Annotated in this window: 21 protein-coding genes and 1 tRNA gene; 5 read left to right on the top strand and 17 right to left on the bottom strand. The window is 35.4% G+C overall.

The genetic code is table 11. From position 1 onward, the window contains the following. Positions 1–236: 236 nt before the first annotated feature. Positions 237–2,489 carry a catalase/peroxidase HPI gene (katG, locus tag F598_RS0111175; protein WP_026302672.1) on the bottom strand — a complete coding sequence of 751 codons (2,253 nt, stop codon included), beginning with the start codon at positions 2,487–2,489 and terminating at the stop codon, positions 237–239. Positions 2,490–2,790: 301 nt separating this feature from the next. On the opposite strand from katG, the gene F598_RS0111170 reads away from it, so the two are divergent. Further along, a complete protein-coding gene (locus F598_RS0111170) occupies positions 2,791–3,243 on the top strand; it encodes a ribonuclease H-like YkuK family protein (protein WP_019039143.1) in 453 nt (150 codons plus the stop codon). A 33-nt stretch (positions 3,244–3,276) separates the two neighbouring features. Here F598_RS0111170 and F598_RS0111165 read toward each other — a convergent pair whose 3' ends face one another. From F598_RS0111165 to F598_RS0111140, 6 genes are all read right to left on the bottom strand, one after another. Further along, positions 3,277–4,320: an endonuclease/exonuclease/phosphatase family protein gene (locus F598_RS0111165; protein WP_169334104.1), complete on the bottom strand. Its 1,044-nt coding sequence runs from the start codon at positions 4,318–4,320 to the stop codon at positions 3,277–3,279. A 488-nt stretch (positions 4,321–4,808) separates the two neighbouring features. Further along, a complete protein-coding gene (locus tag F598_RS0111160; protein WP_019039141.1) occupies positions 4,809–5,558 on the bottom strand; it encodes a LytR/AlgR family response regulator transcription factor in 750 nt (249 codons plus the stop codon). Between the two features lie 3 nt (positions 5,559–5,561). Next, complete coding sequence (locus F598_RS14970) at positions 5,562–7,349, bottom strand: sensor histidine kinase (protein WP_019039140.1); 1,788 nt, start codon at positions 7,347–7,349, stop codon at positions 5,562–5,564. A gap of 316 nt (positions 7,350–7,665) precedes the next feature. After that, entirely contained in the window at positions 7,666–8,046 is a 381-nt protein-coding gene (locus F598_RS0111150; protein WP_019039139.1) for a hypothetical protein, read from the bottom strand. 39 nt (positions 8,047–8,085) lie between these two features. After that, complete coding sequence (locus F598_RS15350) at positions 8,086–8,262, bottom strand: hypothetical protein (protein ID WP_019039138.1); 177 nt, start codon at positions 8,260–8,262, stop codon at positions 8,086–8,088. Between the two features lie 91 nt (positions 8,263–8,353). Next, the gene (locus F598_RS0111140) at positions 8,354–9,163 is read right to left on the bottom strand and encodes a hypothetical protein (protein WP_019039137.1); all 810 of its coding nucleotides are present in this window, start codon (positions 9,161–9,163) and stop codon (positions 8,354–8,356) included. A 243-nt stretch (positions 9,164–9,406) separates the two neighbouring features. Here F598_RS0111140 and F598_RS15460 point away from each other — a divergent pair, with 243 nt between their 5' ends. Continuing rightward, positions 9,407–9,565, top strand: coding sequence for a hypothetical protein (locus tag F598_RS15460; protein WP_019039136.1), 159 nt, complete (start codon positions 9,407–9,409; stop codon positions 9,563–9,565). 65 nt (positions 9,566–9,630) lie between these two features. After that, the gene (locus tag F598_RS15135; protein WP_083925456.1) at positions 9,631–9,804 is read left to right on the top strand and encodes a transposase; all 174 of its coding nucleotides are present in this window, start codon (positions 9,631–9,633) and stop codon (positions 9,802–9,804) included. 160 nt (positions 9,805–9,964) lie between these two features. Here F598_RS15135 and F598_RS0111130 read toward each other — a convergent pair. The 7 genes from F598_RS0111130 to nusB form a co-directional block, all read right to left on the bottom strand. Then, a tRNA-Asp gene (locus tag F598_RS0111130) sits at positions 9,965–10,038 on the bottom strand. Positions 10,039–10,122: 84 nt separating this feature from the next. Next, on the bottom strand, positions 10,123–11,052 hold the full coding sequence (locus tag F598_RS0111125; RefSeq protein WP_019039135.1) for a DUF58 domain-containing protein: 930 nt from the start codon (positions 11,050–11,052) through the stop codon (positions 10,123–10,125). A 62-nt stretch (positions 11,053–11,114) separates the two neighbouring features. Continuing rightward, positions 11,115–11,432: a thioredoxin gene (gene trxA, locus F598_RS0111120; protein ID WP_019039134.1), complete on the bottom strand. Its 318-nt coding sequence runs from the start codon at positions 11,430–11,432 to the stop codon at positions 11,115–11,117. 96 nt (positions 11,433–11,528) lie between these two features. Further along, positions 11,529–12,089 carry a thioredoxin family protein gene (locus tag F598_RS0111115; protein ID WP_019039133.1) on the bottom strand — a complete coding sequence of 187 codons (561 nt, stop codon included), beginning with the start codon at positions 12,087–12,089 and terminating at the stop codon, positions 11,529–11,531. A 78-nt stretch (positions 12,090–12,167) separates the two neighbouring features. Beyond that, a complete protein-coding gene (gene yajC / locus F598_RS0111110; RefSeq protein ID WP_026302670.1) occupies positions 12,168–12,479 on the bottom strand; it encodes a preprotein translocase subunit YajC in 312 nt (103 codons plus the stop codon). Positions 12,480–12,484: 5 nt separating this feature from the next. Next, positions 12,485–12,961 (bottom strand): DUF1573 domain-containing protein, encoded by a 477-nt coding sequence (locus F598_RS0111105; protein ID WP_019039131.1) that lies wholly within the window; start codon positions 12,959–12,961, stop codon positions 12,485–12,487. A gap of 47 nt (positions 12,962–13,008) precedes the next feature. Further along, positions 13,009–13,950 (bottom strand): transcription antitermination factor NusB, encoded by a 942-nt coding sequence (gene nusB, locus F598_RS0111100; protein WP_019039130.1) that lies wholly within the window; start codon positions 13,948–13,950, stop codon positions 13,009–13,011. A 187-nt stretch (positions 13,951–14,137) separates the two neighbouring features. Here nusB and F598_RS0111095 point away from each other — a divergent pair, with 187 nt between their 5' ends. After that, a complete protein-coding gene (locus tag F598_RS0111095) occupies positions 14,138–15,898 on the top strand; it encodes an ABC transporter ATP-binding protein (RefSeq protein WP_019039129.1) in 1,761 nt (586 codons plus the stop codon). A gap of 75 nt (positions 15,899–15,973) precedes the next feature. Next, positions 15,974–16,369 carry a PUR family DNA/RNA-binding protein gene (locus F598_RS0111090; RefSeq protein ID WP_026302669.1) on the top strand — a complete coding sequence of 132 codons (396 nt, stop codon included), beginning with the start codon at positions 15,974–15,976 and terminating at the stop codon, positions 16,367–16,369. A 58-nt stretch (positions 16,370–16,427) separates the two neighbouring features. Here F598_RS0111090 and F598_RS0111085 read toward each other — a convergent pair whose 3' ends face one another. From F598_RS0111085 to F598_RS0111075, 3 genes are read right to left on the bottom strand one after another with little or no spacing between them, the layout of a single operon-like run. Then, positions 16,428–16,916 carry a hypothetical protein gene (locus F598_RS0111085; RefSeq protein ID WP_019039127.1) on the bottom strand — a complete coding sequence of 163 codons (489 nt, stop codon included), beginning with the start codon at positions 16,914–16,916 and terminating at the stop codon, positions 16,428–16,430. Positions 16,917–16,927: 11 nt separating this feature from the next. Further along, positions 16,928–17,443 carry an FMN-binding protein gene (locus F598_RS0111080; protein ID WP_019039126.1) on the bottom strand — a complete coding sequence of 172 codons (516 nt, stop codon included), beginning with the start codon at positions 17,441–17,443 and terminating at the stop codon, positions 16,928–16,930. A gap of 2 nt (positions 17,444–17,445) precedes the next feature. After that, a complete protein-coding gene (locus tag F598_RS0111075; protein ID WP_019039125.1) occupies positions 17,446–18,345 on the bottom strand; it encodes a DUF6607 family protein in 900 nt (299 codons plus the stop codon). Between the last annotated feature and the right edge of the window lie 59 nt (positions 18,346–18,404).

Here is an 18,404-nt window from a genome sequence, read left to right as displayed (position 1 = left end):
GCTTTTGTTAATGGATGGACAGTAATAAAGAAAAGCAAGCGACAGCTTGGTTGGGTTTTCTATGCTTGGCCAGGATAGCTTATTTTGGGATCAACCTTGTTAATCCCTCTTTCTCCGCAAAAAGAAAACCTGCAACGAAAGTTGTGGGTTTTTGATTTTAATTTTAGCTATAAAAAAGCCCACAGTTCTCTTTTTATCGAGAATTGGGGCTTTATTATATCCAATTGTACTAAAGTTTATGATTTATAGAGCTCATTTTTCAACTCAAAACGATCCAACATCATGACTTTATCCCAAGCTTTAATGAAATTTTCGATAAAGAAAGATTCACCATGATTTGAGCCATAAGCAGTAGCAATCGCACGAAGTTCAGGATTTGAACCAAAAACTAAATCACTTCGAGTTGCTTTCCACTTAGTTTCGCCGGTGTGTCTGTCTTTGCCTTCAAAAAACTCTTTGTCCTCATCCATAGGACTCCACTTGGTATCAAAATCGATAAGGTTTACAAAAAAATCATTGGATAACTGACCAGGATTTTTAGTAAACACCCCATAAGAGGAGCCATCATAATTAATATCTAAGACTCTCATTCCTCCAACCAACGCAGTCAATTCTGGAGCAGATAAATCTAATAAATGTGCTCTATCAATCAGCATACGTTCCGTTTCTACCGCATAGTTTCCTTTTCGATAATTTCTAAACCCATCTGCAAACGGTTCTAACACATTGAAATTACCTTCGTCGGTCTGACTTTCCAAAGCATCCATTCTACCAGGGGTAAAAGGAACATCTACGGATAACCCAGCTTTTCTAGCTGCTTCTTCAATACCTGCGCAGCCTCCAAGTACAATCATGTCGGCAAAAGAAACCTTTTTATTATCTTTTTGATTAGAATTAAATTCATTTAGAATATGCTCTAAAGTTTCGATGACACTTTTTAATTGAGCAGGATTATTAACTTCCCAGCTTCTCATGGGCTCTAATCTAATGTGACCTCCATTAGCTCCGCCTCTGTAGTCTGTTTTCCTGTAAGTCGATGCCGATGCCCAGGCAGCACTGATTAATGAAGAGGTTGATAAATTACTTTCTAGTATTGCTTTTTTAAGGTTAGCAATATCCTCTTCGTCGATGAGTTCATGATCTAAAGCTGGGATTGGATCCTGCCAAATCAATTCTTCTTTAGGCACTTCTTCCCCTATTAATCTATTTTTAGGGCCCATATCCCTGTGAGTCAACTTATACCAGGCTTTAGCAAAAGCTTCATCCAATAAGCTTCTATCTTCTACAAATTTTTCACATATCTTTCGATATTCTGGATCTTTGATAAGGGCAATATCTGTTGTCATCATCATAGGAGGATGTTTGACCCCCTCGAGGTGTGCATCTGGCACTAAATCTGAAGCTTCTCCATTGACAGGCTTCCAGGACCTTCCTCCAGCTGGACTAACAGATTGTTCCCAATCATATTTAAACAAATTTTCTAGATACTCGTTGTCCCAACGTATAGGATTGGAGGTCCAGGCCCCTTCTATACCATTAGTGGTAGTATATTCTGCATTACCTGTACCATTGCTGTTCATCCAACCTAATCCCTGATTTTCTATGGGTGCTGCATTAGGCTCTGGACCTAAGTGAGATTTTGGAGAGCCTCCATGACTCTTACCAAAGGCGTGTCCACCAGCAATTAAAGCCACAGTTTCTTCGTCATTCATAGCCATTCTAGAAAATGTAATTCTAATTTCCTGTGCTGCAGAAATAGGATCCATATTACCAAATGGACCTTCGGGATGCACATAAATCAAGGATTGACGAGAGGCTGCTAAAGGATTTTCAAGATCATAATCGTTACGGCCAGGTTCTCCTTTCCATCGTTTATCCTGAGTAACCATTTCGGTCTCTGGCCCCCAGTAAGTGGCATCATCTGCCTCCCAGGCGTCTAGGCGACCCCCTCCAAAGCCAAAGGTTTTAAATCCCATTTGTTCTAATGCGCAATTTCCTGTAAGAACAATCAAATCTGCCCATGAGATTTTATGACCATATTTCATTTTTATAGGCTGCAGTAGCCTTATCGACTTATCGATATTACCATTATCCTCCCAAGAGTTAAGTGGCGCAAAACGGATAAGTCCTTCTCCGGTTCCTCCTCTACCATCAGCTACTCTGTAGGTTCCAGCGGCATGCCATGCCATCCTAACCATCTGCGGTCCATAATTACCATAGTCTGCTGGCCAGAAATCTTTAGAAGTCGTGAGCATCTCAAAAATGTCCTTTTTTACTTCCTTTAAGTTTAAGCTTGCAAATTCTTTAGGGTAGTCAAAATCTAGTCCATAAGGATTAGCTTTTGCTGAAGGAGCATGTAATAGTTCGATTGGCAGGCGATCAGGCCACCAATCAGAGTTCATAGGAGGCGTTCCTATGGCTCCACCAACACGCTCACTTTCTATTGCATTTTTCCCACCCATAAATGGGCATTTTGATTCATTAGACATAATTATACGTATTTATTAAGATTGTGAATTTATGAATAGATTTTATGCCTGACATTAAATTTTAGGTTAATCTTTTTTATAACATTATAAGGTAAATGAATAAAATTGGTAAACGATTGAATATGCATCTCTGAAACGATTCGATTTGAGAATTTCTGTCCAATTGGAGATTCAAGTAAATTGATTCTGAAAATTAAGAGATTCACACCTTCATAAAGTTAGATTAAAAGCTTTACATTTTGATAAGTTTTGATCTGAACTAACTGATATTCAACTTGCAAATAAACTAACACTCTTATAAATGGAATTTAAAAAATTAACCAGTAGTGACGGTTTTGATGTCGCTTTATACGTCAAGAAGTATTGTAAACTCTACAAAAATCAAGAGCTTCGTCTTTATTTGGGTTGTGATAGTCAAAATAAGTTAAATACGACTTATGCCACGACTCTGGTCTTTAATGTTGCTGCAACGGGTTGTCATGTGATCTATCGCAAAGAAGTGGTTCCTTTGATTTCAGACATGTGGACCAGACTCTGGGGTGAAGCTGAGCGCTCTGTGGAGACGGCACTTTATTTACGAGAACACGGTATTGAAATTGATACAATCGATCTAGATTATAATATAGATCCAAAACATAAATCTAATAAAGTGGTTACCGCAGCAGTTGGATACGTAGAATCTCTTGGATTTAAAGCTCGTATTAAACCTGATTTACTACCTGCTGCTTATGCTGCAGATAATATTGTAGGATAGATAAGTGAGTTTTCTGGAGCCTAACTCATAATCTTATTGATCTGAAGTTTTGAAAGAGATAACCAATGGTAAATGATCGCTGACGGCTTTTAATTGCTCTTCGGTGAGAAGGTCAGGGACTTTAGCTGAATTCTTGACATATTCCGCTTCCATATTACCATTAAAAAGGACGTAATCCAATCGTCTTACAGGATCTTCTGCAGAATGTGTCATTACATTTGCTGGTAATGCATCTATAAAAGTTTCTTCACTTTTTTGGCCAGCTTTTAAAGTCTCAATTTCTTTACTTTCTAACGTGCTATTTAAATCTCCTGCAATAAGAAGGTTTTGATCAGAATCCAATCTTAGAAACTTTTTGAATTGATGTTTCAAGAACTTGATCTGACCAAGGCGTAAAGCTTCATTTCGTTCTCCACGGCCCGCCTTCAAGTGAAGACCAGTTAAAATAAAATTATAATCTTCTGAAGGAAACACCTCCAAGGACCACATTCTGTTATTTAATTTATTTTGTGTTTCTCTGTTACCATCTTCATCAACATAGTTTAGTGCAGGCGTATTTACAGCACCGTAAGAATATAAAACTCCCAACGGAAATTTACTCATCACCACCACATTCATATACCAGTTATCACTGGTTGCATTGGCAAAGAAATTATATCCCAAATCACTTAAACTATTCTTAGCGATTTGTCTGAGGTATTTAGCACTTTCAAATTCCTGAAGCACAACTATATCAGCATTTTCGTTTCTCAGTCCTTCAACTAGATATGAAAGTTTATCCCGAAGATTCAGTTCTGGTTCATCTTCTCGGCTTGCGTTTATATATGGATCGTTATATTGATCTACAAAATGCTCAACATTCCAGGACAAGACTTTAAATGTCTTTTGATTTGAATAATCATAGTCTTCCGGTTGAACCTGAGTCTCTCTTAAGCTATAATTGTTTTTATCTTCTGATTCTGAACTTGCTTTTTCATCTTCAGAATTTGTTGTACAACTTTGGATAATAAGCAATAAAGATCCAGTATAAAATAATGTTCTGAGAGTAATGCCCCTTCTGGTAGTATGGTGTATCAATTTAATTAACAATAAAATTAGAAGTGTAAATATATGTAAATCGTTGAAGAGAAAGATTTAAATTAATGACAAGCTTTTTTGACTGTAAAGCTGATTATTGAAAGTCTAAAAATGTCGTAAAATAAAAAAGCCCTTCCTATTTGGAAAGACTTCTAATGGTTTAGTTTCTAAACCTAGGAAAGTTATTAAACTTTCACAACACAACATCTTAAAAAAAAGCGGTCTGGACGAGACTTAAACATTGTCCTACAATCCCAGTCGCCACGTCTCTTAAGCCGAATATCTTTTCTTATGTTGACGATTTTTTTATCCAAAAACGGCTCTTTTTAACTCCGTCTTAAACCAAAATAGCGATTCTATTTGAATCTTGTTCAATAGAATGCATTTTTATTTTTCTATTTAATACTAATATCGTTTAATCTTTTAGTTGCTTGTAGGCTATTGAAGAGTCATTATATACCTATTTAAAAGAATCGCTTTTATTGTATTTATCTAGAGTGCAATGATTTCATTTTTTCCATTAACAAACTTTTATTATGATTTGAAAACATAATTACATCTCCGTTCTTCATTTCCAAGAGACCACCATCAGATCTTAAGAGTTTTAAAACCTCTCTCAGATTTACTATATAACTTTTATGCACACGCATAAATTCATGATCAGGTAGCATCGCCTGATATTCCTTCAAGTGCTTGCTTACCATTATTTGTTGACCACCCTTCAAAAAAAAGTTGGTATAAGAACCTTCGGCTTTGCAATAAAGTATGTCTGATAGGTCGATAAACAGTGTTTCATCTAAACTTGAGAGGCATATTTTTTGAAGGTGAGCTTCACTTAAGCTAACCGATAAGGTTTCTATCTTTTTGTGATAGGCCTCTTTTTTGTGTTTGTCACGGGCTCTCGCCACTGCTTTTTGAAGCTCTTCTCCGTTGATTGGCTTTAATAAGTAATCTAGGGCACTACATTTAATTGCCTCTATTGCATAGTGTGCGTAAGCTGTAGTGAATATAATGTCAAAATCGATTTTATTTAGTCTCTCCAACACATCAAAACCAGTACCAGTTATAAGTTCCACGTCTAAAAATACAAGTTCTGGATCTTTACCATTAACCAGTTCTACCGCCTGGTTTACATCCCTTGCGGTACCTATAACCTCCAATTGTTCACAATACTCTTCTATGAGCGTTTGAAGTAGAGATAAACAGTTTTTTTCATCTTCTATGATTATTGTTCGCATATGTCAATTACTTAATTTTGCTATTTTAACTACCACTCTTGTTCCCTTGGCCCGACCTTTATCACCAACTAAATCATAAATTTCAATTTTACTTTCTTTTCCATGAATTAAATTCAATAGCTGAAGGCGTTGTTGGACAGTAGCCACTCCTCTTGATTGTTGATGAGGCAGTTTCTTTCTTTTTTTATTGGCTGCGGAGTTTCTTCCCACTCCATTGTCCTCAACTATACAATGGATATAATTTTCATCCCCGTTTTCTATAACCACCTCTAGACGTCTTACTCCTTTACTTTTAGGCAAAAGGCCATGTACCAATGCATTTTCTACAAATGGCTGGATCATAAGCAAGGGGACTTCCAAATCTTGAGCTTCAATGGATCCGTCCACGTTTATCGTATATTCAAAGTCATTTTCAAAACGTAGCTTTTCTATATCTAAGTATAGTTTAAGAAGATTAATCTCTTCTGCTAATGTAGTACGTTGATTAGCAGAAGCCTCTAGAATCTGTCGCAGTAAATGGGAAAATTTGTCCAAATACTTCAGCGAGAGCTTATTCTTCTTTTGAAGAATCAAATTTTTTATTGCACTTAATGAGTTGAAAATGAAGTGGGGGTTCATCTGGGTACGCAAAGCAGTCATTCTCGCTTCAATGACTCGTTTTTCTGCTTCTCTCTTGCTTGTCTCCAGTTTTTTAATTTTATATCCGAGCCCCAACGCAAATACTAAATTTTCAGCAGCAGCCCCATACACCATATAATGTATAGCACCGCTGATCCAGGTGGTAACAGCGCCTCCTACAAACCAGGCCGAACCAACAATTATAAAATAAGCCAACTTATCTCTAGCCCCGAATATCAAATAGGTTATTCCGATAAGGGCGAAAAGCGTCATCAAACCGCGATGAACATTCATTAAGACGGACTGGATATCTATGAAATAGCCCGACACTAGGTTAAAAAGATCAAATAATAGAAAAAGAATCAGCGCTGCCGTTATCCAATCAATAAGCTTATTGAGCAGTACATAATTGGTCTTGGTATCTAAAAAGGTTTTTACAAAAAAGAGATAGCAAATATTGATCAATATTTGAGATACTTCGTGAAGTACATACTGATTGTAACGCCCCCAGGTTAAAAACAGCGTGATAATTACATCACTTTTATGACTGAGATATAGGGTTAAAAAAATGAGATATAACCCATACCACAAAAAATCTTGCCTCGATGAGGAGTTATAAATGGTGAAGGAAAAAATGATCAGTGCGAGGGTGAGTCCTACATAAAAAAGCAGGGGTAACTCAAAGACTATTTTTTCGATGGACCAGTTTTTTTCAATAGGAGTTGTAGAAATAAGACAGGTAAGCGCATCAACCTCACCGGAACCCATTAAAACCGTATATTGAAAAATGAGGTAATTGCCATAGACAATTTGTTCAGGATTAATTTTCAAGTCATGATTTCTGCCTCCTTGATTGACATTATAGGTTCTCTCCATTATTTTATTTCCACTGATCCAAATTTGCCGTAGATTACCGAGATTAGGAATTTGAAAATACAGCTCCTTCGATGATGCTAAACTACTATCGATTGGAACAACAAAATAAAAGGCATCACCCGATCTGAACGATACGGATGCATCTGAATGAATATAGTTCTGGATTAAGTGAGCTTCATCAACCATAAATGAGTCAGGTAGATAGTAGACTTCCAGTGACTGGGGCTGATTTTCCTGGGCATAGATCGGCTCTGTGAGAAAATGAGCCAAACAGAATAAAACGGTTAGTACCTTCATAAAGAAAGATTACCTCTTCAAGATACCTAAAAAAAGATTTGGGTCTGACTTAAACGCTATATTTCTCTGCTCGTCACATTCATCCATAAAGATTTGATAATTTCTCCGCTCACCAAAAGTTCAGCTTCACACCCTATTTAATCTCACACTGTGAGAACTAACGCATTATAATCAACTATATCGTCTCGGTTATGAAACGTTGGGCATTTTTAAGTACTTAACTGTCATGCCGAAACCGAACTGACTAAGAACCGAAATCTTCTGGAAAGCACTGTGCGCACAATGTTTTTTTATACCCATCATTAGCAATAGTTATTTAATTGCAGTCTGTGTTTGCCAGTTTAGGCGTACCGAAATCGCCAGATGGTAATCCATATGCAGAAATACACCAACTATTAGAATTATCATTGTCAACAGCGTCTAAATTATTTGGATTTAAGTTTAGACTCTTTCCGGATTCTATATTAAAGCTATCATAATTGACAAAATCTATAATTATAGTATTACTCGTTATTGAAATTTGTCCTCCAGAATTCGGTAAAGAAAAAAAACCATCATATTCAAAATCCACATTTATGCTTCCATTAGTACTTACGTCGTTATTGTTTGAAAAAACTAAATAAGAATTGGGTTCTATGTTTAAAGGATTATTAACGATGAACTCATTGGTTCCATCTGAAAAAACTACATTCTCCAAATTATATGAATTATCATCTGAAGTATTATAGATTTCAAATCACTCTCCAACAGAGTCTGGTACAGCTAAGGGGTTATTCATTATTTCAGAGATAATTATATCTCCAACATTCAATGTTGGATTTGTCATTTCCTCATTATTATTGTCATCATCAGAACTACAACCCATAAACGCGAACGGAATAATCATAGCTAAAACTAAAATTGATTTTTTCATAATGCTAGTATTTAATTATTGCTAACAAATTCTGTTTACACCTAAAAGTTACTGCCGCCAAAGGTTATAAGGGCACGTTAATTAATATTCGCTAAAGGTCTGGCAAAAAGACAAAATCTATACCAGTAAACCGATCAGCTTTGGTTTCTGGAAAAAAAGCATCTTTGACATATGCCCCTAGATAATTCAAGTCACGATAAGCTGCGGGTTCATTATAACTAAATAAAAAGTTGGTGGATACAGGTCTTGACAGAGTTATTCTGTAAGATTTATTTGCTACAATGGAATAAGGCTCAATGGCTACATAGTTCAAATGTTCATTTCCTGTAACAGTTGATGAAATAGAAAAACTAACTAATTCGAGTCTGTTATCCACATCCCACAAAGAAACCTGATATGTTTCCGGAAACTGCACAAATAATCCAATTTCGGTAATCTTACCGTTAACAGCACTTCTAAATTCATAACCAAAATCCCGATTTAATACTGCTCCAGGTGTCGGTTCAGCTTCTCCTATATTTAATAAACCGGTCAAAAAGGGATATTGCACTCTTACAATAACGGACTTAGCCTTTTGGTTTTCCGAATAAATATAGATGGGTCCGGAAACAGCATTCTCTGGTACCCTAACAATTAGTTGATGATCGGTAAATGAAATGATTTCCGCTCTCGGATCAAGATCAACACCGGGAGCCAAATCTTCTATGTCAATACCAAATGAAACCACTGGATCGGCCAGGCTTTGACCGGTAATGACCAATTCATCTCCGGGTTTAACGATAGTTTTATCAACAGAAAAAATAGATAGCGGGGGTTCAACCGCATTGTCATCGTCATTACTACAGCTGGACAAGACAACCAGAGACATAAACAACCTGAATAATTGGATTTTTAAATTCATCTAAGATCTTAATATTAATTGGCGTAATATTAAAACTTTCCCTGTAGTTTTAAATGTCTCAATTGATGAACACCCATGACCTTTTGATGTAGGCCCATAATTAATTGATGAAGCTTGATCTTAAATTCTTTATTTGCCGGAGAATGACTCCACCAATACACTCAAGATAACTACTGAGGCGCAACCGAATGTATACCAGAGGTGGCTATGGTAAATACCCCTCCCTAGCCAGCAGTTTCCCTCATGGCTTACTCTAAATTGTTTTCAAAGTTAAGGGGGCGTGCCTTTGACAACATAAAATTGAATGTCGTCTTATTTGCTCAATACCCAGATTTCAAAATTGAATTCGATTTAGATCAGGCCTTAGGAACATATTCAACTCAGCAAAATCAATGGAAGTAGCAAACACCAAATCAGCCCCGTTGGTACAATGATTTTGAAAAAAGGGTCTCAGAGCGTTCAATTCAATGGCAAACACGATACATCTTAATTATAAATCGATATTGAACTACTTTATAAATAGAAGCGCAAACGCATCAGCGGAATCCTTAAACGCTAAAATCAATGCCTTTAGAACTCAGTTTAGAGGTGTGAAAAATGTAGAGTTCTTCTTGTATAGATTGACTCGAATTTTTGGCTAAACACAACAATTGTTCCTGATGCCTCATCCCTTATCTAATTAGCAGGTTCTAAACTTTGTAAAATAAAAAAGCCCTTCCTGTTTGGAAAGACTTCTGATGGTTTAGTTTCTAAACCTAGGAAAGCGGTTACACTTTCACAACACAACATCTTAAAAAAAAGCGGTCTGGACGAGACTCGAACTCGCGACCCCCTGCGTGACAGGCAGGTATTCTAACCAACTGAACTACCAGACCGTTGCTTAATTGCGAGTGCAAATATAAACCCAATTTTTAATTACACAAACTAGTTTGAAGAAAATAATTCAACAAAAATCTGGCTTAAGACTTTAGCTTCTGTTTTTCAACTAAGTAAGTCATTAATATTTTTTTGAAATCGCCTCTAATATCGGCTTCAACGTATCTAATCTTATATTTAGCACAGGTCAACTTCAGTTCTTGAATGAATTCAGACATCTTCTCTGTGTATTGTTTTTGAATTTGATGAGTATGAAGATCAATTTTGGCTCCTGTTTCGAGATCATAAAAACGTTTGGGAGCATCATCAAATTCAAACTTAACCTCTGTTTTGAAATCGAGAGTATGAAAAAGAACTACTTGATGTTTATTGTATTTTAAATGCCTTAAAGCTTCAAATAAGTCGGCTCTAGGCAAATCTGGCTGTAATAAGTCTGTGAAAAGAAATACTAAGGACCGTCTTTTGAGTTTTTCTGCTATTTCATGTAAAAACTGATAGGTATTGGTTCTTGAATTTTCCTGGGGATCACGAATACAATCTTCCAACTGGCTATAAATCATATTAAAGTGAGCGCTACTTCCCTTTTCCGGGATTTGAAATTTAAGCATTTCGTCGTAAATTGTTAATCCTACTGCATCCCTTTGTTTATTAAGTAATTGCATGATTGAAGCTATAGATAAAGCTGAAAAACTGACTTTATTTAAATCATCTATTGAGGTAGATTTTATAGGTGGATAATACATAGATGAAGATCGATCTAGAACAAAATGGCAACGCAAATTGGTTTCTTCTTCAAATTTTTTGGTGTAAAGTTTATCTGTTCTTGCAAAGAGCTTCCAATCTATATGTCGTGTACTTTCCCCAGAATTATAAAGTTTATGCTCAGCAAACTCTGCAGAATAGCCGTGAAACGGACTTTTGTGTATCCCCGATATGAAACCTTCTACCACCTGAGAGGCAAGCAGTGGTAAGTTGGTAAAACCAGTATCTTTTAGTTCAGATTTAATATCCATAGTGCTAAAAAAAAGGCCTGATATAAAATCAAGCCTTTAAATATAAGTATCTCTGTATTTAATTACAAAGCGTTATCAATAGCTTCTGCATAAGTTTCTTTTTGCGCAACTCCTACCTGACGATTAACAAGTTCACCGTCCTTAAATAATAGCACCGTTGGTATGTTTCTTACGCCATATTTTGCTGCAAATTCTTGATTTTGATCCACATCCATCTTAGCAACTACAGCTTTGCCTTCATACTCTGTGCTTAATTCATCGATGATAGGGCCCACCATTCTACATGGACCACACCAAGCAGCCCAAAAGTCAACTAAAACAGGCTTATCACTATCTAATACTTTTTCTTGAAAATCTTTATCTGTTATTTCTAATGCCATAATATTAATTGTTTTGTACAAAATTAAGTTTTGTATTGAAATATAAAACCTAATAGTATATTAATTAATCTTATTTGGGAATTTAAGTTATTTATGTTAATACGTCCTCCATTTTATATTACAGCCCATACTTGGCTTTTGAGTCCCTGTTACGGCCCTGTTATTTAAAATCGCATCAAGTGTTTCTCTAATACTACGTCCTGATGTAGGAATACCGTTTTTTGGCCTTGAATCATCCAATTGGCCTCTATAAACCAACTTTAACGTATCGTCAAAAACATAAAAATCTGGAGTACAAGCTGCCTTATAGGCTTTGGCTACATCCTGAGATTCATCGTAGAGATAAGGAAAAGGAAAATTATGCTCCCTCGCTGTTTTGTACATCTCATCAGGATTATCCTGAGGGTAGGCTTTAACGTCATTACTAGATATAGCTATAAAGCTAAACCCTATAACTCTGTAATCGTTAGCCAATCTTACGATTTCATCATTTACATGCTTGACATATGGACAGTGATTACATATAAACATAATCACGGTACCCTTCTCCCCTTTAAGTTGCTGCAATGAATAGATTTCTCTGGATACTGTATCGTAAAGTTTAAAACCTGGAGCTTTAGTTCCAAGTTCTAACATATTAGATGGTGTTAATGACATCGATTTATTTTATAATCAAATTTAAATAAAAAAAGCTACCGAAAACGGTAGCTTTTAAGGTAGATGACACTTCTAAATTTATTTTTTAGAAGGCTTAGATTCTTTCTCTTTAGCTGGAGTATTTACCTTTTGTGATAACTCATAAGATAAAGCAGACTTATCAAAAGTCATTTTACCAGATCCGGTTTCAAGGATTACTGCATCGAGTTTTTCACTCATATCTGCAACTTTTCCATGAAGGCCACTTTTAGTAACAACTTTATCTCCTCGCTTAATGGACTCTATAAAATTTTTCTCTTTTTTTTGCTTCTTCATTTGAGGCCTAATCATAAAGAAATAAAGCACTACAAAAATTAAAACTAAGGGTAATAAACTTCCTATTTGATCCATATATTTTATTTCACTGGAGATCCAGCATTACTATTTTTAGGGTTGACGAAAGCCTTGATTCTAATCGTTTCTCTACCAGACTGAGTATTAGCAGTAATTCTTACAGCTTTCATTTGTTGGTTTGGCTTACCTCTGGTATTGAATTTTACTACCATTTCACCATTTTCTCCTGGAGCAATGGCTTCCTTAGTCCAGGTTGGTACTGTACAACCACAGCTTGCAGTAGCATTGGACACGATAAGTGGAGCATCACCAGTGTTGGTAAACGTAAAGGTATGCTCAACAATTTCACCTTCTTCTACTGTACCAAAATCATACTCTTTTTCTTCAAATTCCATAACAGGAAAAGATTGCTTCTCAGCATCGCGCTCCTCTGCTATTTCTTTTTTAGACTCATCTACTTTATCTGCAGCTTTTTGATTGTTACAAGCTGTAAACGAGATTGTTGCTAAAGCAACTAAGGCAAACAATAACTTTTTCATTTTGAAATTAATTTTAGTTTGGTTCAAAAATAATATAATTTAAGCAATTACATTAAACCTCTACCGACTTTATTAATTTTACCATTACTTTGAAACTCTTTTGAAACCGTATCTAAAACACCATTGATAAAGGTGCTACTTTTAGGTGTACTATATTCCTTAGCAAGTTCTAAATATTCGTTGATAGTTACTCTCACGGGTATGGACGGGAATTTGATGAACTCACAAAGAGACATTTTAATCAGAATACTATCAATTTCAGCTATTCTATCCTGATCCCAGTTTGGGGTTTTATTTTTAGTGATTTCAGAAAATTCTTCATCAGAAAGCAGCGTTTTAGTGAATAATTCTCTTGCAAAATTTTCATCTTCTACGTTCTTGTAGAGTCTTGGAATCGTAATCACCTCATCATCTTCTTTCTGTTTTTGTAAAAATTTTAGTAGCGTAGTATTCACGATTGGGAAGTCGTCGATCCAGGTTAAGTTTTGATCTTCATAATAGTCATATAAGTCTTCATTAGGAGCAATAATGGTCTTAAACAACTCAATAATAAAGTCCTTATCTTCTTTAAAACTTGAATTTTCTGTAAAAATATAGTCAGCGTATAAATCAGATTCCAGGATCTTATTCCAAATCAATTTTGGATATTCATCATCTCTGGACCAATGTTTCAGTTTTTTGTCCTCAATCAATTGACTTAGAGCATTACTTTCTGAAATTCTATTCAGCAGTTGATTATTCACAAACTTCTTATTCGGGTTTTTTTCTTCTTCCGTGGCAAGAAATTTCTTTTTGACAATTTTATAATACTCTTCTGCTTGCTTTTTAATACTTACCAGAAGTTCGAGATTGAGTAAGAAGAGATTATACATATCTTCTGTACTTTTTTTCAGGAATTTTTCTTCAGTCTGCATGGAGTCTTTTTTTCCTTGATGAAAGGCGTATAGGGACTGCATCACTTTAGCACGAATATGTCTTCTTGTCAACATGTTTAAAAAATAGAATTTAGAGCGCAAAAATAATATTTAAAAGGTGAGAAGAGACCCTATTTGAAAATTTTTAAACACAAAAGAAAAACAGCTAGATAAAGATTCTTTAGTTAAGGTTTAAACTTTTGTTATATTAAAAGGTGATTCACTCTTTTGATTACATTTGCAAGCCTAAAGTAGCAACTGAATGAAGGCTCTTCAAAGTCTAAATAAGTATTTATACAAGTATCGAGGAAGACTTTTTCTTGGGCTTATCATTACCATTGGCGCCCGGGTGTTTGCTGTATTTACTCCGCAACTCATAAGAAAGTCGACCAATGCTATTGAAGACTACGTTAATGGAGATATTGCCCGTGTAGACATCGTTAAAGACAAGTTACTTATGAATATTGGTCTTATTGTAGGGGCAGCATTAGCGTCAGCTATTTTCACCTTCTTAATGAGACAAACCTTCATCGTGGTGTCCAGGTATATCGAATATGATCTCAAAAATGAAGTTTATACTCAATACCAAAACCTATCTCTAGATTTTTACAAAAGAAACCGAACTGGAGATTTGATGAATCGTATTTCTGAAGATGTCTCCAAGGTTAGAATGTATGTAGGCCCAGCTCTCATGTATGGGGTGCAAACTCTTACACTATTTGTAGTAGTCATTTATTTTATGGTCAAGGCGGCGCCTACGCTTACACTGTACACCTTAATCCCCTTTCCCATTTTATCCTTTGCGATTTATAAATTGAGTGTTGCTATCAACAAAAGAAGTGCAGAAATTCAGCGGTTTTTATCGCATCTAAATACCTATACTCAAGAAAGCTTTAGCGGCATCGCAGTGATAAAATCATACGGTATTCTCAATCGATTTAACACAAATTTCGAACAGCTTTCTAATGAAAGCAAAGAAAAAAACGTGAACCTAGCAAAGGTTGAAGCTATTTTTTTTCCATTAATGGTCCTCCTGATTGGCTTTAGCAATTTGTTCGTGATTTATTTCGGAGGAATGCAGTATATCGAAGGCAAGATTGAAAACGTAGGACTTATCGTTGAGTTTTTACTTTATGTAAATATGTTGACCTGGCCGGTAGCTTCGGTAGGCTGGATCACATCCATGATACAAAGAGCGGAGGCCTCTCAGGAACGCATCAACGAATTTCTAAGTGAAGAGCCTCGAATTAAAAATCATGCTCCAGATACCTCAGAGTCCATTTTAGGAGAAATTGAATTCAAGAATGTAAGCTTCACTTATGAAGATACCAATATTGTTGCTTTAAAAGACGTCTCCTTTAAAGTCAATAAAGGAGAAACTTTGGCGATTATGGGAAAGACTGGTTCAGGAAAATCTACAATTTTAGAGTTAATTGGTCGACTTTATGACGTTAATCAGGGTGAAATCCTAATCGACGGTAAGCCCATAGAAAATCTCAACCTCAACGCCCTGAGAGAACAACTGGGTTATGTTCCTCAGGATGCCTTTCTTTTTAGTAGTTCCATAAGAGACAACATCAAATTCGGGAAAGCAGATGCCACGGAGGAAGACATCATCAATGCCGCCAAAAATGCTGCGGTACACGATAACATTATTGAATTTAATAAAGGGTATGACACTGTTTTAGGAGAAAGAGGAATAACACTTTCTGGCGGACAAAAGCAAAGAGTGTCTATTGCCAGAGCTATCATTAAAGACCCTCAAATTGTTTTATTTGATGACTGTCTCTCTGCGGTAGATACAGAAACAGAAGAAGAAATATTTAACAAACTCAACAAAATTTCAAGCAATAAGACTTCGGTGGTGGTGAGCCATCGTGCTTCCTCGGCAAAAAATGCCAATCATATTATTATTTTAGAAGAAGGAAGAATCCTTGAAGAAGGCACCCATTCTGAACTATTAGAGAAAGGTGGCTACTATAAAGATCTTTACAATAAGCAACTATCAGAAAAAGAAAGTTAGGATTTTATTTGCTTTTTTGATTTTTTTTAAGACTTTTGAACAAACGTTATATTAATCTTATTTAACAATAGCATTATGAGTGAACAAGGGTCGATGAAGAACGAAGACATTTTCTCTAAAGTCATTAGAGCAGGGAGAAGAACTTACTTTTTTGATGTAAGATCTACCAAAGCAGATGATTATTACCTGACGATTACAGAAAGTAAAAAATTCACAAATGACGATGGGTCTTTCTTTTACAGAAAGCACAAAATCTACCTTTATAAAGAAGATTTTGAAAATTTTAAAGAAGCTTTAGATGAAACTACGAATTTTATCATTGACAAAAAAGGAGAAGAAGTCATAAGTGATCGCCATCAAAAGGATTTCACGAAGCCTTCTGAAGCAGAAACTAGCGAAACTAAAAGTGAAGTTGCTGAAGAAAGTACTAGCGCTACAGCATTTACAAATGTGAGTTTCGACGATATATAGTTAGGACTTTTATAAAATAAATAAACCCCTTTCAAATAAATTTGAAAGGGGTTTATTTTTATTTGGAAAAATACATTGACTTAAAAATGACGATTAAGGCACCAATAAATGCAAATGTCATAGCTATTCCAGATACCATTACTACGTATTTCATCCAGATTATTCCAGACCACAGCAGATAAATACCTCCAAAAGTTAGGAGTATAGACAAAAATGGTTCAATCATTAAAATCTTCCTGAGTATAGAATTAACTGAAGTTTTTGACACCAAAATGCCTGTAAGAAAAAAAATAACAGAAATAGACAGCATGTGAGTATGCACTATATTTAAAATCTCTTGCTTACTTTTTTTAAACTTCATTTCCATCGCTGCTTCATCGCTCTCATTTCCCAAATAGTTTTCCTCAATTCCTTCAGGAGACTGATCTGTAGTGTCATCCACAAAAGTAATTCCTGTAAAGTATCCGATGTTCAGTACGACCAGAAACGCAGAAATAAGATGTTTCACTTCTTTAGATTGATCTTTTAAAGATTGACTAATGATCATAATTGATCTCTTTATTGATTAAAAGTCTTCATATCGTCGAGTGATTTTTGCACTGCTTTAGTCATAGATGTTGCCGTAATAGTAGCACCAGAAACCGCTGAAATATCGTCCCCATATTTAAAGGTCTCTCCAGGTTTCATTCCTATGAATTGCCTCAACCATCTTTGTGAGCCTACTTGTCTTCCATAATTTTCTCTGTAGATTAAGATTTTAGACTTCTTAATCTCTAAATCCTTATCGTACAAAACCACAAAATCATAAACATCATGTTTGGAATTGGCCTGAGATAGATAGGCGTAACCTATAAGATTTTCATTTTTTGAAATTCTGAAAATATGCAACTCATCTTTTTTTTGAATTTCATACTGACTAAAATCCACTTCAGAAATAGTTAACTTCTCATCCTCAAAAGTTGATGAAATAGCTTTCTCAAGTTTTTGCTGCAATATATTCGGAATATTAAAAGAAGTGGTTATAAATGAAAAGCAGAAAAAATAAGTCAGGCCTAAAAAATAAATCCATTTCATGCTTAAGCTTTTACGATGAATTTTTCAATAGTTGTCCTAATGGCCTTTTTAGAAGGAGCCTTTTCTGGTGTTAAGTGCATGTAAAGCGGCTTTCCATCTACAGACTTTCTTAATTCCAAAACTTCATTAGAAGTATAAATATCATCCCAAATTTTTCTCACTTTAGACCAGTATTTTTGATTATCAGACCACCATTCTTTTGCTGCTAAACACTGCTCATCTTCTACACGAGTATAAGTATTGTATCCTTTTTCCATCACTAAAAGCGACTCATTATTATCATCCTGTTTTACGATCTTTTTATTATCCTGCTCATGTACCCAGCCTTCATCTGTGATTTCTTGTCTGTTGCCTCTTTTCATTAAATTATAATCATCCCTTTTGGTATATTCTCGTCTTGGTAATGGCGAATTGCTTTCATTCTCCCAATAGGTTTTGTCGTCATAATGAACCCATGTGGCAGTTCCCGAATATCTTGGGCTATCATCGACTTGATAAACCTTTTGCGTCCATTTTCCTTGGACTTCATCTTTGTCCTGATCGATGAATTTCCAGGTGTTCCCCGTGTCATAAACAAATTTACTGTCATCCTCAAACAACCAATCTTGACGCCAATGCTTTATGACCATGGTGTCATTGATTACTAATAAATGTTGAATAGAAATCTCATCCTCTTTATCTTCAACAAGTTCAGCCCATTCTAAAGCGTAAGCCGTATAATCTAATTTCTTTTCGTAATCGATTTCTGGTGAAAAGGTTTCGGTGTATTTAAAGCTTACTTCAAAGCAACCACACATGTCTTTGATGGCTTTTTGATCCTGGACTTTTTTTGACTCCTGAGCTTCTAAACTCAGAAATGTTGTTAATAAAAAAACAGAAAGTACTAAACTCTTGATTCTCATTTGTTTTATGTTTTTAGGTTAAATCATGGAAGCAAAAATATGTATTTTTATTTAGATTT

The organism is Psychroflexus tropicus DSM 15496, assembly GCF_000378765.1.
Classification (GTDB): domain Bacteria; phylum Bacteroidota; class Bacteroidia; order Flavobacteriales; family Flavobacteriaceae; genus Psychroflexus; species Psychroflexus tropicus.
The sequence above is the reverse complement of the archived record's forward strand: the minus strand, read 5'-3'. Positions and strand labels throughout refer to the sequence as shown.

What these genes read in the sequence shown, in the direction of transcription:
- katG (WP_026302672.1), bottom strand. Translation starts at nt 2,489, where the DNA reads ATGTCTAATGAATCAAAATGCCCATTTATGGGTGGGAAAAATGCAATA.
- F598_RS0111170 (WP_019039143.1), top strand. Translation starts at nt 2,791, where the DNA reads ATGGAATTTAAAAAATTAACCAGTAGTGACGGTTTTGATGTCGCTTTA.
- F598_RS0111160 (WP_019039141.1), bottom strand. Translation starts at nt 5,558, where the DNA reads ATGCGAACAATAATCATAGAAGATGAAAAAAACTGTTTATCTCTACTT.
- F598_RS14970 (WP_019039140.1), bottom strand. Translation starts at nt 7,349, where the DNA reads ATGAAGGTACTAACCGTTTTATTCTGTTTGGCTCATTTTCTCACAGAG.
- F598_RS15350 (WP_019039138.1), bottom strand. Translation starts at nt 8,262, where the DNA reads ATGAAAAAATCAATTTTAGTTTTAGCTATGATTATTCCGTTCGCGTTT.
- F598_RS0111140 (WP_019039137.1), bottom strand. Translation starts at nt 9,163, where the DNA reads ATGAATTTAAAAATCCAATTATTCAGGTTGTTTATGTCTCTGGTTGTC.
- F598_RS15460 (WP_019039136.1), top strand. Translation starts at nt 9,407, where the DNA reads ATGGCTTACTCTAAATTGTTTTCAAAGTTAAGGGGGCGTGCCTTTGAC.
- F598_RS15135 (WP_083925456.1), top strand. Translation starts at nt 9,631, where the DNA reads ATGGCAAACACGATACATCTTAATTATAAATCGATATTGAACTACTTT.
- F598_RS0111125 (WP_019039135.1), bottom strand. Translation starts at nt 11,052, where the DNA reads ATGGATATTAAATCTGAACTAAAAGATACTGGTTTTACCAACTTACCA.
- trxA (WP_019039134.1), bottom strand. Translation starts at nt 11,432, where the DNA reads ATGGCATTAGAAATAACAGATAAAGATTTTCAAGAAAAAGTATTAGAT.
- F598_RS0111115 (WP_019039133.1), bottom strand. Translation starts at nt 12,089, where the DNA reads ATGTCATTAACACCATCTAATATGTTAGAACTTGGAACTAAAGCTCCA.
- yajC (WP_026302670.1), bottom strand. Translation starts at nt 12,479, where the DNA reads ATGGATCAAATAGGAAGTTTATTACCCTTAGTTTTAATTTTTGTAGTG.
- F598_RS0111105 (WP_019039131.1), bottom strand. Translation starts at nt 12,961, where the DNA reads ATGAAAAAGTTATTGTTTGCCTTAGTTGCTTTAGCAACAATCTCGTTT.
- nusB (WP_019039130.1), bottom strand. Translation starts at nt 13,950, where the DNA reads ATGTTGACAAGAAGACATATTCGTGCTAAAGTGATGCAGTCCCTATAC.
- F598_RS0111095 (WP_019039129.1), top strand. Translation starts at nt 14,138, where the DNA reads ATGAAGGCTCTTCAAAGTCTAAATAAGTATTTATACAAGTATCGAGGA.
- F598_RS0111090 (WP_026302669.1), top strand. Translation starts at nt 15,974, where the DNA reads ATGAGTGAACAAGGGTCGATGAAGAACGAAGACATTTTCTCTAAAGTC.
- F598_RS0111085 (WP_019039127.1), bottom strand. Translation starts at nt 16,916, where the DNA reads ATGATCATTAGTCAATCTTTAAAAGATCAATCTAAAGAAGTGAAACAT.
- F598_RS0111080 (WP_019039126.1), bottom strand. Translation starts at nt 17,443, where the DNA reads ATGAAATGGATTTATTTTTTAGGCCTGACTTATTTTTTCTGCTTTTCA.
- F598_RS0111075 (WP_019039125.1), bottom strand. Translation starts at nt 18,345, where the DNA reads ATGAGAATCAAGAGTTTAGTACTTTCTGTTTTTTTATTAACAACATTT.